The 14,512-nt window shown below is 61.3% G+C and carries 13 protein-coding genes and 1 pseudogene; 5 read left to right on the forward strand and 9 right to left on the reverse strand.

Annotation, left to right across the window (positions count from 1 at the left end; all coding sequences use genetic code 11):
• Window positions 1-4 precede the first annotated feature (4 nt).
• The 9 genes from rsmA to JK202_RS04640 are packed head-to-tail and all read right to left on the reverse strand — an operon-like array spanning window position 5 to window position 9,920.
• A complete protein-coding gene (rsmA, locus tag JK202_RS04600) occupies window positions 5-823 on the reverse strand; it encodes a 16S rRNA (adenine(1518)-N(6)/adenine(1519)-N(6))-dimethyltransferase RsmA (RefSeq protein WP_211558639.1) in 819 nt (272 codons plus the stop codon).
• Window position 824: 1 nt separating this feature from the next.
• Entirely contained in the window at window positions 825-2,183 is a 1,359-nt protein-coding gene (locus tag JK202_RS04605; protein WP_211558641.1) for a peptidylprolyl isomerase, read from the reverse strand.
• A 2-nt stretch (window positions 2,184-2,185) separates the two neighbouring features.
• Window positions 2,186-4,510, reverse strand: coding sequence for an LPS-assembly protein LptD (locus JK202_RS04610; protein ID WP_408872131.1), 2,325 nt, complete (start codon window positions 4,508-4,510; stop codon window positions 2,186-2,188).
• Window positions 4,510-5,700, reverse strand: a complete 1,191-nt coding sequence (gene lptG / locus JK202_RS04615; protein WP_211558643.1) for an LPS export ABC transporter permease LptG — start codon at window positions 5,698-5,700, stop codon at window positions 4,510-4,512. Before lptG ends, JK202_RS04610 begins: the two co-directional genes overlap by 1 nt.
• Window positions 5,697-6,866 carry an LPS export ABC transporter permease LptF gene (lptF, locus tag JK202_RS04620; protein ID WP_211558645.1) on the reverse strand — a complete coding sequence of 390 codons (1,170 nt, stop codon included), beginning with the start codon at window positions 6,864-6,866 and terminating at the stop codon, window positions 5,697-5,699. The genes lptG and lptF overlap by 4 nt, the downstream gene beginning before the upstream one ends.
• Window positions 6,867-6,923: 57 nt before the next feature.
• Entirely contained in the window at window positions 6,924-7,406 is a 483-nt protein-coding gene (locus JK202_RS04625) for a hypothetical protein (RefSeq protein WP_211558647.1), read from the reverse strand.
• Between the two features lie 2 nt (window positions 7,407-7,408).
• Window positions 7,409-8,422: an L-threonylcarbamoyladenylate synthase gene (locus tag JK202_RS04630; RefSeq protein ID WP_211558649.1), complete on the reverse strand. Its 1,014-nt coding sequence runs from the start codon at window positions 8,420-8,422 to the stop codon at window positions 7,409-7,411.
• A complete protein-coding gene (locus JK202_RS04635; RefSeq protein WP_211558651.1) occupies window positions 8,419-9,216 on the reverse strand; it encodes a 3'(2'),5'-bisphosphate nucleotidase CysQ in 798 nt (265 codons plus the stop codon). Before JK202_RS04635 ends, JK202_RS04630 begins: the two co-directional genes overlap by 4 nt.
• 50 nt (window positions 9,217-9,266) lie before the next feature.
• The gene (locus tag JK202_RS04640) at window positions 9,267-9,920 is read right to left on the reverse strand and encodes a hypothetical protein (RefSeq protein WP_211558653.1); all 654 of its coding nucleotides are present in this window, start codon (window positions 9,918-9,920) and stop codon (window positions 9,267-9,269) included.
• Window positions 9,921-10,020: 100 nt separating this feature from the next.
• On the opposite strand from JK202_RS04640, the gene JK202_RS04645 reads away from it, so the two are divergent.
• The 5 genes and pseudogenes from JK202_RS04645 to JK202_RS04665 form a co-directional block, all read left to right on the forward strand.
• Window positions 10,021-11,490 (forward strand): leucyl aminopeptidase, encoded by a 1,470-nt coding sequence (locus JK202_RS04645; RefSeq protein ID WP_211558655.1) that lies wholly within the window; start codon window positions 10,021-10,023, stop codon window positions 11,488-11,490.
• A gap of 16 nt (window positions 11,491-11,506) precedes the next feature.
• The gene (locus JK202_RS04650) at window positions 11,507-11,950 is read left to right on the forward strand and encodes a DNA polymerase III subunit chi (protein WP_211558657.1); all 444 of its coding nucleotides are present in this window, start codon (window positions 11,507-11,509) and stop codon (window positions 11,948-11,950) included.
• An 84-nt stretch (window positions 11,951-12,034) separates the two neighbouring features.
• On the forward strand, window positions 12,035-13,138 hold the full coding sequence (locus JK202_RS04655; protein WP_211558659.1) for an aromatic ring-hydroxylating dioxygenase subunit alpha: 1,104 nt from the start codon (window positions 12,035-12,037) through the stop codon (window positions 13,136-13,138).
• A 21-nt stretch (window positions 13,139-13,159) separates the two neighbouring features.
• Entirely contained in the window at window positions 13,160-14,005 is an 846-nt protein-coding gene (locus JK202_RS04660; RefSeq protein WP_211558660.1) for an aldo/keto reductase, read from the forward strand.
• Between the two features lie 12 nt (window positions 14,006-14,017).
• Window positions 14,018-14,512: pseudogene (locus tag JK202_RS04665) on the forward strand (hypothetical protein); the annotation flags it as partial.

The raw sequence follows: 14,512 nt of genomic DNA on the forward strand, positions 1-14,512 counted from the left end.
ACCTTTAGCGGCTGGCGAGATTGAGTTCCGCCAGTCGCGCGAATTCAGCGACCGAAAGCGTTTCAGCGCGGCGGGTCGGTTCGATTTCAGCCTTTTCCAGAAGACGCTCGCCTCCGATGGATTTCAGCGAGGAGCGGAGCATCTTGCGGCGCTGTCCGAATGCGGCCGCTGTGACCTGTTCCATGGCGCGGAACAGTTGCGGAGACGGTTGTTCGGCGTGGGGGATGATGACGGCGACTGCCGAATGGACTTTGGGTGGTGGTGAGAAGGCCGCGGGAGGGATGCGCAGGGCAACAGAGCATGTGGCGCACCATTGAGCCAGTACGCCGAGGCGGCCATAACCCGAGCTTCCCGGTGCGGCACAGATGCGCTCGGCGACTTCGAGCTGGAACATTAACGACAGCCGTTCCCACTGATCAGCCTGACTCAACCAGCCTACGAGCAGGGGCGTAGCGACATTGTAAGGCAGGTTTGCAATGATCTGGCGCGGAGCGGGGGCCAGCGTGGCAGCATCCAGTTTCAGAGCATCCTGACGAACGACGTGCAGGCGGTCCGGATAGTAGGTCGCCAGCTCATCCAGCAGGGGCCAGGCGCGTTCGTCGATTTCCACGACATCAACACGACTGGCGGGTGTGTCCAGCAGGGCGCGGGTCAGGCCGCCGGGGCCGGGGCCGATTTCGACGACGCTGCGTCCTGTCAGATCACCGCCGAGGGCTGCGATACGGGCGCAGATGCCCGGGTCTAGAAGGAAGTGCTGGCCGAGGGATTTTTTGGCATCCAGGCCATGAGCCTGGATGGTGTCACGCAGTGAGGGCAGGGACACGTTAGTTGGTGGCCTTGGCGGCGGGTCGCATCTCGATGATGGCGCGGCGCTGAAGGTCACGCTGGAGCTGGCGGGAAGCCTGCTCGACGCGCTCGTTCATGAGCTGATCGGCGATTTCGCTCGGGCTCTGCTGGGCCAGGTTTTTCTGCTGGCGGTTGCAGACCATGAGCAGGGCGATGCCGTCCATCGAGACCAGCGGACGGCTGACCTTGTTGGGAGGAAGCGATTCGAGGACCGACTTCATCTGCGGCATCAGGCGCTCGAGGATCTGCGATCCGGGGTTGCCAGGGCGTTTTTCACCGAGGGACTTGTTGAGCGCTTCCATCGCATCGCAGCTATGAACCGTCTGGACAGCAGTTGTGGCCTTTTGCAGGGCGGCACGCTGCTGTTCAGTAGGGTTCTGCGGATTGAGGGGGGTGTCGAAGGGGAAGAACGCCTGTCTCAGGTCAAGCTGAGTACCCATCTGCTTGCCGACGACGCGCTTGGACTGAACCGTGGCAATGACGAACCCGCCAGCGACCTGAATGGGATTGGAGATGGCTCCAATCGGCATCTGGCGGACGATGCTGACGACCTGCGGGTCAAGATTGTCTTCCTGCACCCACCCCATGGACCCGCCATCGAGGGCCGACTGGGCCTGCGAGAACTGGGCCGCCACGATCGGGAAAGGCGCGCCCTCACGCAGCTGGGAAATGATGGTCTTGGTGAAAGTGAGCTCGTTTTCGTCATGGCGGGGATCGGCCACGGGGACGAAGATTTCACTCATGAAGTACTGGGCGCGGCCCTGCTCGGCCTGAAGCGCCTGCTCACGCTGGCTGATCTGGGTGGCCGTGATCCGGCCTTCCTCACCAAGCTTTTCACGCAGGACCTGCATCCAGCCGATCTGCACGCGGATCTGGTCGATCAGTGTCGTCAGCGACACGCCGTCCGAGGCCAGCCGGTCGCGCAGGGCATTTTTGGGCATCCCGTTGCGCTGTTCAATATTGGCGATGGCGCCCGCAATCTGTTCAGGTTCCACGTTGATGTGGAGCTTCAGGATTTCCTGCGTTTTCAGACGTTCGTCGATCAGCTGATGGATGATCTGGCCCCGCATGCGTCCCATGATCTCGGGGCTGATGGGCAGGCCGGTCGAAAGCACGAAGAGCTTGGCGCGGTTGTCCACGTCACGCTGCGTGAGAACCTGACCGTTGATGACGGCCAGGATCTGGTCCTCGGGTGGCTTGACGGGAGCCGCTGCCGGTTTGGAGGCAGTAGGCTTTGCGGCCGCCTTGTGATGCGGTGCGGCCGTGGCCGGGAGGGCTGCCGAGAAGGCGAGGAGGGCAGCCAGGGCCGTAGAGGCAATGCAATGGGTCTTGGACATGCTCAACCGTTTATTCCGAAGGTGCCGATCGTCTTGAACGTGAAGTTGAACAGGATGGTTTCGTTACGCTGTTCGCCGCCGATACGGGTGTATTGCTTGATGTACATGATATCCAGCCCGAAACAGTCATTGGAATAGCCGATTGTGCCACCGTTTGCGACGAACTGTTTCCGCGAGAGGCTGCGACGGAAGAAACCCGATGCGTGGTAGTTGCGCCAGCGGGTTGAGAAACCGCCCGTGACCTCGCTCGTCTTGACCATGTAAGGCGCATTGGGACCGGATTCGCGGAAATCGGTTGCGTAATAATAATACGGCGTCACGGGAGCATAGACATATCCGCCCGTAAGGTGGAAGGCGGGTATGCCGGTGCTGACCAGCCCTTCGCCATAATCAAACTGATGCGTCCAAGGGTTGAAGCGGCCGCGCGCCGTCACGTCCACGAATTGATTCGGGCTGACCCGCAGTCGGGCTACCGGGTCGGACAGGTGATGCTCGAGGCCGGAATAGGGCAGACGGTTGTGATCGATATGCTCCTGGAAGCTCTCTCCGACGAGCATGTCAATCGCATGGCCATTCCACGACCAGTTCTGGTGGATGCCCACATTGGCGCGCAGGCCTCCGTCGAGACGGTCGGTGCCGAGATAGCGGTTGAGGGAAAACAGTGTCGTATCCGTGAATTCGTAGGACAGGCTGTCTTCGTTTGGCAGATTGCGGTTCTGCGAATTCCCGGTGTTGGGAGCAGCGATGATCTGGGCGATCGGCTCGAAGATCTGCGAGCCATGACCCTTGGCAAAGCTGCGCAGGAAAGGCCAGTTCATGCGCAGGGCAATGGTCGGCTGGACCTGACCGACAAGATGGTTGCCACCGGCATTCGTATAGTAGGTCGGCTGCTGGTAAGCCTGCGTGGCGTGGTAGACCATGGAGTCAATGCGGGCCGTCAGCAGGAACTGCTGGCCAAGCTTGTTGTGGAAGGGGCGGTCCCACTGGATGGCCGCCTGGCCGCGCTGATCGTTGATGCCGTTTTTACGATACAGGTTGAAGTCCGTCGTCTGGACACTGAGGCGGCCGCCGAACATGTCCGGCTGTCCCTGAAACGCGTAGGTCAGTCGCGGAAGGGCCCAGGGCAGATCCGAGTTGCGGATGACGCCCTGGTTCAGCCCCTGATAGGCCTGACCGTCGAGGCGCATGTAAGAACCGACGCCATAGCCTTCAAGGAACAGGTTGGAGTTCAGCATTTCCGAACCGTAACCCGGAACGCGGTAGTCGCGCATGTAGTTGGCGGAGCTGGCGACGTTGATGTTGGCTCCGACCTGCCAGTTGCGGTCGATTGCAAAATTGCCGCGACCGAACACATAGCCCTGAATGCCGTATTCGCTGGACGAGCCTACGTTATTGCCAAAGGTGTTCGTGTACCGGCTTTCGTCATGCGTGTCGTAGGCAACGCCTCCGGTAACGTCGATCGATCCGAAGTTGAGGCGGTTGCGGTACTGCGCTGTCAGTTCGGGGCCAGTTTTGGTGGAAACAAGGCCACGAACCGTCAGGTCCTGCTGTTCATCGATGGCCCAGAAATAGGGCAGTGTAAAATAGGTGCCAAGATAGCGGTCATGCGGGCTGATGCCAGGCATCAGGAAGCCGCTCTGCCGTTTGACGGACGGATCGGTCATGGAGAAGAACGGAAAATAGAAGACCGGCAGGCCAAGCATTTTCAGCCAGGCATGATCGAATTCGAGGCGCTTGTGCTGTACGTCCTGCGTCGCGTCGAAAGCCTGGAACTGCCAGAATGGCGGCAGGTCGGGGTTCTTCTCGCAGATTTTGCAGGCCGTGTAGACGGCATGCGTCAGGTCATTGAGCATCCCGTTCGTGCGCCGCATGCCGTTGCCGGCGAGCTTGGCATTGTCTTCCATGCGGATGTAGATGCCGCTGCCGATGCCGTCATGCATGCCGTGGCTGAACTCGATGTAATCGGCATAGGTCGTGCTGCCATCGGGCTCCACGACGGCGACATGGCCCTTGGCCGACAGGATGCCAGTGCTGCGGTCATAGATGACGCGGTCGGCGCGCAGGGCGTGATCGCCCTGCCAGACGCGAACATTGCCGTCCCATGTGATCAGACCATTCTTTGCGTAGCTTTCGCTATCCGCGAGATAGGTCAGGGGATCGGTCTGGGACGTCGGTTTGCCGATGACGATGATATGGGAGTTGTCGCGCTGCATCGTGTTGGCAGACATCTTCTGCGGCGCCACGAGCGCGGTTCCTGCCATCAGCGTGGCACCGACAAACGAAGCGCGTCTGCGGGCGCGTGTTGGGAGCCACAGGGGCACCGTCATCAACCATCCTCCATGTGCAGCAGAAGGGCGACGGCGAGGCAGAGCCCCGCACCTGTCGGCGCCCATGCCGCAAGAACCGGTGGCAAGGCACCGGATTCACCAAACTGTTCGGCCACTTTCGAGATGGTGAACAGCGCAAAACCTGCGGCGATTCCCGATCCCAGCATCCGGGCTACGCCGCCGCGTCGTGTCGGACGCATCGAGAAGCCTGCGGATACCAATGCCATGGTCCCGGCCAGAATGGGAAGGGCCAGCAGTGACTGGAAATGAAGTCGGTGCCGGATCGACGGAAATCCCGAGCGCTCCAGAAGGTTGATGAAGCCCGGAAGTGCAAAGACTGACAGGGTGTCTGGCGATGCGAAACTTTCCTGCACACGACCGACGGTCAGATCGGAAGGAAGGGTCATATCGCCGACCTGCTGAGGGAGGTGATCGGGGTGCAGCACGGAGGTTTCGTGCAGAAGCCACTGATGGTCGCCGAGGGCTCCATTTGGAGATTCGATCCGCACGATCAGCCGGTCCCGCTCGTCGAGCCGGAAAATTGACACGCCTGAGACCTTCAGGGCTCCGTTCACAAGGTGGACATCCTGAGCGTGCAGAATGGCAACCCCATGGGGGACCAGACCATCATCAGACTGCCTGAGCCATAAGGCGCCCCCGTTAAGGGTCAGTGGGCCTCCGCCGGTGCGCAGATAGGTCTGGTCGAGCATTTCGGCGCTGCGGAACATGTCCGAAGACAATGCGGAGATGCCGGTTGTTGTCAGCAGTCCAGTCAGCAGGGCACAGGCCAGCGGGCTGGCGAGGAACTGCCAGGCCGAAATGCCGGCGGCGCGCGCGACGATGAGTTCGGATGAGCGCGTCAGACGGGAAAAGCACACGATCCCGCCCAGCAGGATGCCGAATGGCAGCACATAGATGATGTAATACGGAACGTGCAGGGCTGCGATCTTGATGACGAGGCTTGCTGGAACGTTCGGACGTGTTGCCGCACGGCGCAATAGGTCGATGAAGTCGAAAAGCGAGACAAGCCCGGTCAGGGCCAGAACCATGGACAGGGTGCTGAGCATGAACTGGCGTGCGATGTAAATCGCGAGCGTCGTGGAGAAGCCGGCATGGTCGTCGCGGGTGCTAAAAACCTGAAACAGGGATGTCAGCCAGAGACCAAGGCGGGGAGACGGGACGGCCCTCATCGGGCGGGTTCCACGGAAGTGCTGGCCGGTGTGGTTTCCCGCACGGTGCCGGTCCACTGTTCGAGGAACAGCATGACGGCACAGATGACGGCCGGAAGGATGGCCTCAAGCCAGATGAGGGGGACAAGGGCAAGATGCCGTCCAGCCAGATTCTGGAGCATGAGTGAAATGGCCAGCAGTCCGACGACAGTGAGAATGGCGGTCAGGGGGCGTGTGATGTTGCCATGACGGGAGAATGCGCCGCGTAACACCGTGACCAGACCGATCATCGCGAAGGACAGAGCCGTCAATGGGGATGTGAGGCGGCGCCAGGCCACGACGATGTTCTTGCCACGATCCCGTTCGGACACTTCATGGGGATCGGGATGGAACAGTTCGCGCAGCGACATCTCGTCTGGGTCCCGGTCTTCATGGTTGTTCTGGCGCGCCGAGGTGAGGTCGATCGTATTGCGTCCGAAGGTCAGAATGTTCAGTCGCCCGGTATGGCGGTCTATTTCCTCGCGGGAGCCGTCGTAGAGAACGACGCGGGGCTGGTCGTTGACCACGACCATGGTTCCGCGCTCCGCCAGGATCGTGGTGTGAGAATCCGGATCGCGGTCGTCTTCGACCAGCACGCCATGGAGCTGGCCATCATTGGTCCGTCCCCGAACATAGACGGTCATGTCACTGGAGAGGTTGGTGAAAACGCCGTCCTGAAGCAGGAAAGCCGCCATGCGGTTGCGGATCTGGAACTCGTAGCGGTGAAACGCATGATAGGAGACGGGAGCGAGCCACAGGGTCAGGGCGTAGCACAGGATCACGGAAAAAAGTGCGCAGAGAAGGCCCGGTCTGGCCAGTTCGAGCGGGGAACGGCCTGCGGCGCGCATGACCGTGAGTTCCCGGTCGCCAACCATTCGCTGATAGGTGAACAGTACGACGAGGAATGTCGTAATGGGCAGAATGACCGCGATGAAGGTCGGGAGCATCAGCGAGGTCAGCTGGATGAATACCCGCAAAGAAAGCCCATGCTGGACCACCATCGAGACGAAGTGCAGCGACTGGGTCAGCCAGATCAATGCCGTCGCACCTCCTGTCAGCGCCAGCAGGGCGATGAGGAGCTGACGGAGAATATAGCGGTCGAGCAGAGGCAGGATGTGCCGCCTGGAGGTACCTGAGGATGAGGCCATGGCCCTTCATCTATCCCTAGCGCGTGGCGGGAGGAAGGCGAAAAAACGAAACAGTTTCTATCGTAGATAAGAAGCCCGGTCGATGGGTGTCATCGTAGCCGTCAGGCTGTGGTAGAGCTGCGTTGAGGCAATGCCGACCAGAAGCCCTGCGCCCACTGCAAAAACCAGAGCGACATAACGCCAGGGTTTCTGCATTCTTGTGGTCGCTATCTCCATCTGCAGCAGACTGACGTCCATCTGGGATCGTCCCAGGCGCGTCTGGGCGGCACGGGTGTCGGCTTCGCTCCGGCTGAGGCGGCGTTCCAGTCCGGAAATCCGTTCCCGCAAACCATTCTCCCGTTCGGAGGCGTCGTTCTGCGGCACAGTTCCGATGCGGGTTATGAAGAGGTTTTTAAGCGCGCCGCCCGTGACGCTATCGCGTCGTGCCATCTGACGGATCCGCTCCAGTGCGCTGGCAGCGTGGCCAGGTTGCTCGTCCAGCACCAGCGCCAGAATGTCTGACAGGATCTTGACCTCCCGCGGATCCGGAGCGCGACTCATGGTCAGGAAGGAGTCATGCTGTCGGTGCGGGGCTCGGCGGCGCGGCGAAGGCGGTCGCGGATGGCGAGACCCAGCCCGTGGCGGGGAATTGTCTGGGCGGCAATGGTTTTCAGCCCGCGACGGGTCCCTTCAGCGTCCAGAAAGCGTAGTCCGGCGAAGAGACGGGCGGCTGCTTCTTCAAGGCTGCCGTTCTCGCTCAGATTCCATGTCAGTCCGGCTCCCGGAAGCGGTGCGCCGAAAGCAAGCTGGGCCTCGTCGGGGTCAATGGACGTGACGTCCAGTCTGACGGGCAGGCTTGGGGCATAATGCGAGGCCAGTCTGCCGGGAGAGGCAGGGGCGATCTCTGCGAAATCGTCCGGATGGCGGATCGGACCGCAGAGCTCGGTCAGCTCTTCGAGCGTAACCCCGCCCGGACGCAGGAGAACGGGCACTTCGCGTGTCAGATCCAGCACCGTGCTTTCCACGCCGATCGAGCAGGGGCCGGAATCCAGAACCGCGTCGATCCGTCCGTCCAGCGAGCGCAGGACGTGGAAGGCATCGGACGGGCTGACAGTGCCCGAGACGTTCGCGGAGGGCGCGGCAACGGGCGCGCCGACTTCGCGAAGCAGGGCCAGAGCCGTTTTGCCGCGCGGAACACGTAGCGCCAGCGTGGAGAGGCCTGCGGCAGCGAGATCGGAGACGGTTGAATTCGGTGAGCGGGGCAGCACCATGGTCAGCGGGCCGGGCCAGAAACGTTCGGCCAAAGCGTGCGCGATCTCTTCCATCCTGCCGCTCAGCGAGGCCTGTGCGAAGGCGCTTTTGGCATCCGGAAGATGGCTGATGAGCGGGTTAAAGCGCGGGCGTCCCTTGGCGGCGAAAATCCGGGCGACAGCAGTGTCGGACGAAGCAATGGCGCCAAGGCCGTAAACGGTCTCGGTTCCGAAGGCGACCAGCTTGCCGGCTTTCAGGAGTTCGGCGGAGCGGCGGATGCCCTCAGGTGTGGCGGTCAGGCGTTCGGTATGGGGTGTGTCGCTCAAGATGCGCCTCCCGTGCAGTAGAAGGAACCGTTCAGCCGATCGGGTTTGCCGTAGCGCAGGGGCGTGCCGCTCTCGTCGAGCAGGGCGCCACCTGCGGCTTCAAGAATGGCTTGGGGGGCCGCCGTGTCCCATTCCATCGTGGGTCCGAAGCGGGGGTAAAAATCCGCAGCCCCTTCGGCGACCCGCATAAACTTCACCGAAGACGACAGCTTGTCGATCGAGGCCACCTTGCGTCCAGCGAGCCAGCGGTCCAGCAGTTCTTGATTGCCGTGATGGCTGGAGGCCAGCACGCGCAGGCCCTCTTCAGAGGGTGTGGCGGTATGGATCGGCGTGCTGTTTGTGCCATCCGAGCGATGCGCGCCGAGGCCCTGTCCGCCGCTGTAAATCAGGCCGTAACCGGGGAGGGCGACCACGCCCAGAACTGGCCGGTCATTGCGGACCAGACCGATATTGACGGTGAAGTCTTTCCCGCCCGATGCAAAACCACGTGTTCCGTCCAGCGGATCAACCAGCCAGTAGGAGTCTTCCGCGCTCACCCGGATACCGGCCGACATTTCTTCCTCGCCAATGGCGGGGATGGACGGGCAGGCCGCGCGCAGGCCGGACAGGATATGCTGTTCGGAGGCATGGTCCGCTTCCGTAACCGGGGAGGCATCGTCTTTGATGTCTGTCCGGAAGCCGCGTTCGCGGATGGCGTTGATGATGTCCGAGGCTTCGGAGGCAAGCCGGAATGCCAGGGCCAGAAGAGCGCGGTCATCGTCCGCGCGGACGATGATGGGGGAGGCAGAAGTCATTTGCCCAGACTACTCCAAGATGGCTTTTGCGTCATGTGCTGATGCACCCGTTATTGCGGGCAGGTTGGGACAGGCTCCTGATCTCCGTTCCATTTTGCAAACGGGATTTTTGTTGCGGCACTCAGGGCGATATCCGCGTGGCATGTTGTGACAGGAGACTGGAGCGTGGTGCGGAGCGCGAAATAGAACAGTGTGCTGCCCGGTTCTCCGTCTCCTTTCGTCAGCTGGTAGACGCGGATATGCGCCGGGCTCAGCTGGGGGACGGGATTGGTGCCGTTGTCGCGGGTGCTCACGAACAGCAGGAGGGCCGGTTTCCCGTTCACGCGGCCGGACGCGAAATGGATGGTCTGGAGCGCGTCTTCGCCGGTGTGGGGAATGTCCTGCACCATGTCGAGAAGCTGGCCATTATGGTCTGCATCCTCCGTGTCCACGAGGGTTGTGCGGTAAGGCGCCTCGGCCTCGGGGGTGCTGACGGCATACAGGGTGTAGCCCCATGCGTTTCCGTTCTCGCGCCAGAACGGGGTGATGGTTACGGGGGGAAACCCTGTGGGGTGAACTGTGACGGGTCTGTTGCCGATCAGGATAGGCTGGATGTCGGTAATTTTTGAGGTGGGTTTGGTGCTGGCAGGCGCGGCATGCCCCTGTGGGGTAGCGAAAGCGAGGCCGGAGCAGAGCATCAGCGTCAGGACAGAACGGCGCATCACGTGGTCTTTCTTCGGGTCGGAAGAGGGGAGGACTTGTATGGGCGGTCGGTGTTCCCGATAACGGAGGCAACGACTTCATATTCCAGACGGCAGGACCATCATGCTTTCAGTGATTTTCGATTCCTTTCCAGCCTTTTCTGCAGATGCGCCCAAGGCGGTTGTCCTGCTGTGTGATGCGGCCGCTGGTGAGACATTTGCCGCGCTGGACAAGGCTTCGGCCGGTGCCGTGTCGCGTGCTGTGGCCCTGAAGGGTTTCAAGGGCGAGGCCGGGCAGAGCGTGGTACTCCCGGCTCCGGCCGAGGGCCTGTCGCAGATCGTGCTTGCTGGCGTGACGCCGAAAGGTGCTGCTGTGGATGCCGTGGCGGTCGAGAACGCGGCCGGTCGTGCGGTGCTGTTGCTGGATGGTGTCGAGAGTGCGGTTCTGGCCGTCGCGGAAGGGCTGGAGCAGTTTGCTCCGCAAGCGGCTCTGGGTGCCCGCCTCGCATCCTATGATTTCGATCTGTATCGCACGAAGAAGCCTAACAGCCGTCCGGTTCTGAAGACGCTGCATGTCACGGTGTCCGATGCGGCAGCAGCGCAGACGCGCTGGGCGGCTCTGGATGCGGTGTCCCAGGGTGTGATCCTGACGCGGAATCTCGTGAGCGAGCCACCGAATGTGCTTTATCCCCAGACCTTTACGCAGCGGATCGAAGAGCTGCGTAAACTTGGCCTGACGGTTGAGGTTCTCGACGAGAAGGCCATGACGGAACTGGGCTTTGGCGCGCTTCTGGGCGTGGCGCAGGGCAGTGTGCACAAGCCGCGGACTGTCATTGTCCGTCATGATGGCGGTGGCAGCGAGGCGCCTCTGGCATTCATTGGCAAGGGTGTGACGTTCGACAGCGGCGGCATCTCCATCAAGCCTGCGGCCGGTATGGACGAGATGAAGACCGATATGGGTGGCGCTGCGACCGTGATCGGTCTGATGAGCGCGCTGGCCCGTCGCAAGGCGCCGGTCAATGCGATCGGTGTGGTGGGCCTTGTCGAAAACATGGTGTCCGGCGGGGCGCAGCGTCCGGGCGATATCGTGCGGGCTTATGACGGGCAGACGATCGAAGTGCTGAATACCGACGCGGAAGGCCGTCTCGTTCTGGCGGATGTGCTGTCCTATACGCGGACGCGCTTCAGCCCGAAGCTGATGGTCAATCTGGCGACGCTGACGGGTGCGATCGTGGTCAGCCTTGGCTACGAGAACGCGGGTCTGTTCAGCAACAGTGATGCGCTGGCGAAAGGTCTGGCGGAGGCGGGTGCGCAGGTTGGTGAAGGGTTGTGGCGGATGCCGATGGGCGAGGCCTATAACCGCGAACTCAACTCTGACATTGCCGACATGAAGAACATCGGCGGCCGTCCAGGCAGCGCCATTCTTGCAGCCGAGTTCCTCAAGCGCTTCGTGGGTGATACGGACTGGGCGCATCTGGATATCGCCGGGACAGCCTGGAAGACCAAGGCGTCCGCTATCGCGCCGAAGGGTGCGACCGGGTTTGGTGTCCGTCTGCTGGATTGTTTTGTGAAGGCCCACGAAGCCAGCGCCTGAGGAGCGGGACCACGCTGTGGATGTCGGGTTCTATCATCTGACGCGTACGCCGCTTGAAGAAGCGCTTCCGGCCCTTTTGGGCCGGACGCTGGATGCGGGGGAGCGTGCGCTTGTGCGCTGCCCGGATGCGGCTGCGGTCATGACGCTGGATGCGGCGCTCTGGGCGTGCCGAGATCCGGTCTGGCTGCCGCATGGCACAGTCAAGAGCGGTCATGCAGTCCGGCAGCCGATCTGGCTGACCGAGGGCGAGGACGTGCCTAATGAGGCGCGGTTCCTGTTTCGCGTTGATGGGGCGGGGGACGATGAGTTCACGCCCTTTACTCGGGTTTTCGATCTGTTTGATGGTGGAAATCCGCAATCGGTTCAGCGGGCAAGGCAACGCTGGGTGGCGATGAAATCTTCTGGTCACAATCTCGTGTACTGGAAACAGGAAGAGCGGGGCTGGAAAAAGGCGGGGTAAGGTTTCAAACTGTGTCTGAAGCCATTGATGGAAAGCGCGCCGTATCCGGGGTGTTTTTCATTTCACTGGAGAGGACGCCTGACTGTGCCAGATCCCACGAATTCTTCCGCCGCATCTTTCAAAACTGACCTGCGTCGCGTCGATATCAATCCAGACTTCTGGTATCCGCTGGCGTGGTCAAAGGATCTCAAGCGCGGCAAGACGATCGGGCGGCGGTTCGGGCGTCATCCCATAGCGTTGGTGCGTCCCGAGGAAGGCACGGTCTTCGCACTTGAGGACCGCTGTGCGCATCGTCAGGTTCCGCTCAGTCTCGGCAAGGTCAGCGGTGAGGCAGTGCAGTGCTGCTATCATGGCTGGGCCTATGGGCGGTCCGGCCGGTGCATTGATGTGCCGTATCTCGGTAAGGGCAAGCTGCCGAATGGTGTGAAGACATATCCCTGTCGTGAGGCGGGGGGGATGATCTTCATTTTCCCGGGCGATGCGGCGAAGGCGGAGAGCGTGCCCCTGCCGCCTCTGGCGCAGGTGGATACTCCGGCGTTCAAGACGCGGCGTTTCAGCCCAGTCGTAAAATGCCACTACACGTTCATGCATGAGAACCTGATGGACATGAACCATCAGTTCCTGCACCGCCGCCAGATGGGGCAGATCAAGGCGCGTTTTCTGGGGCAGGATGCGGGCGAGAACTTCATCGAGGCGCGATACAGTTTTGCGCGCAGTGGAAACCAGCAGCCCCTTGCGGAACGGCTGATTTTCGGCAAGCATCATGATGACCCGAACCGGGAGCAGCCGGTTGAGGAAATCGTCAGCATTCGCACGACCTATCCGTATCAGAGCCTGAAAATCCATGACAAGGACGGCGATCTGATCATGGAACTGTTCAGCGTTTACGTTCCCGACACAGCGGACGGGATGAGCACGCAGACGTTCGGTCTGCTTTCGGTGCTGCGCCCCAAAACGCCGTTCCTGATCGACATGATCTGGCCTGCGCTGGGTATCTTTACGAACCGGATTTTTGAAGAAGACCGGGAAATCATGGAACTGGAACAGAACGCCTGGCGCGAACTGGGCGGCGATCACAACGTCGAGGTCTTCCCGATTGTGCGGAAGTTGCGGGAGCTGCTGGCGGCCAATGGTGTGGCGCCGGCTGATGTTGTGAGGGAACAGCCGGCGGATCCTGTCGTTGTCTGAGAGCACAGACAGGAAATGATCATGAAAACAGTCACACTCAGGAATGGTGTCACGGTTCCCGCGCTGGGCATGGGAACATGGAATGTCGGCGACAGCGCCGCGCGGCGCGTGGACGAAATCGAAAGCCTGCGTCAGGGGCTGGAAGCCGGGTTGAAGGTTGTCGATACGGCCGAGATGTATGGCAACGGCCGGTCGGAAGATCTGGTGGGCGAGGCGATCGCGGATGTGCGCGATGACGTCTATCTCGTCAGCAAGGTTGTGCCGTCCAATGCGTCTTATGATGGTGTGCGCAAGGCGTGTCGGCGTTCATTGAAGCATCTCGGCACCGACTGGCTGGATCTGTACCTGCTGCACTGGCGCGGGGGTACGGCTCTGGAGGAGACGATCCGCGCTTTCGAGGATCTGAAGGATGATGGACTGATCCGGGGTTGGGGTGTTTCGAATTTCGATGTCGATGACATGGAAGAAATCGAGAGCCTGTCCGGAAACTGTCTGGTCAATCAGGTTCTGTATAATCTCGAACATCGCGGGACCGAGTTCGATCTGCTCGACCATGATCTGAACTCCGAGACTGTTACGATGGCGTATTCGCCGCTGGGACAGGGTGGGGAGTTGCTGGATCATCCGGCCCTTAAAGACGTGGCGTCGCGTCATGAGACGTCGCAGGGGCCTGCCGATCCGGCCCAGATCGCACTGACCTGGGTGCTGCATCGGCCGAATATCATGGCTATTCCGAAGGCCGGCTCTCCGAAGCATGTGGCGGGAAATCTCGCCAGTCTGGAGATCAGCCTGACAGAGGCGGATCTCAAAACGCTGGACGGTGCTTTCCCTCCGCCGAAACGCAAGGTATCTCTCGCCATGATCTGACGGTCGTGATGGTTGCGGTCCGTTCCCACCTTTTGTCCGGACCGCGCCCTGCATATTTTCGCCTCCCTTTTTCATGTTGATCCGGTCTCTCTCAGCCTTGCGGTTCTGATTGTTCCGGCCTGTCTGCAGGCTGTTCAGCCCGGGCAGGTTGGGAGAGCTGTTGTCCTCTGTCTGGCGGCGCTGGCGGCCATTCTGGCTCTGTCGCCAGCAGTTGTGGCGGTTGCGATCGGAGTGATTGCAGCACTGGATCGGGAGGCCTGTCCGGCGGTATGGAGCGTTCCCGCTCTGCTGCTAGGTGTCCTGTTTCCAGCTCAGACATCTGTTGTGCTGGCGCTGCTGCTGGTTCTGTTCTGGTCCGTTCTTGTGCGTCGGCGGGATGGGGCATCGGACGGGGCATTTTCAGCCGTAATGGCGATTTTGGCGGTGTCGCTTGTCTGGCATGCGCCGGGAAGTGTTCCAGCTGAACTGGTCGCGGGTCTGGGGGGTGGCGTGATCGGGCTTGGGGGG

This window comes from Gluconobacter sp. Dm-62 (genome assembly GCF_018256155.1).
Lineage (GTDB): Bacteria > Pseudomonadota > Alphaproteobacteria > Acetobacterales > Acetobacteraceae > Gluconobacter.

Bases quoted from the DNA above. Each gene is read 5' to 3' on its own strand.
- JK202_RS04610 (WP_408872131.1), bottom strand. From the start codon at position 4,510: ATGACGGTGCCCCTGTGGCTCCCAACACGCGCCCGCAGACGCGCTTCG.
- JK202_RS04625 (WP_211558647.1), bottom strand. From the start codon at position 7,406: ATGAGTCGCGCTCCGGATCCGCGGGAGGTCAAGATCCTGTCAGACATT.
- lptG (WP_211558643.1), bottom strand. From the start codon at position 5,700: ATGAGGGCCGTCCCGTCTCCCCGCCTTGGTCTCTGGCTGACATCCCTG.
- JK202_RS04645 (WP_211558655.1), top strand. From the start codon at position 10,021: ATGCTTTCAGTGATTTTCGATTCCTTTCCAGCCTTTTCTGCAGATGCG.
- JK202_RS04605 (WP_211558641.1), bottom strand. From the start codon at position 2,183: ATGTCCAAGACCCATTGCATTGCCTCTACGGCCCTGGCTGCCCTCCTC.
- JK202_RS04660 (WP_211558660.1), top strand. From the start codon at position 13,160: ATGAAAACAGTCACACTCAGGAATGGTGTCACGGTTCCCGCGCTGGGC.
- lptF (WP_211558645.1), bottom strand. From the start codon at position 6,866: ATGGCCTCATCCTCAGGTACCTCCAGGCGGCACATCCTGCCTCTGCTC.
- JK202_RS04635 (WP_211558651.1), bottom strand. From the start codon at position 9,216: ATGACTTCTGCCTCCCCCATCATCGTCCGCGCGGACGATGACCGCGCT.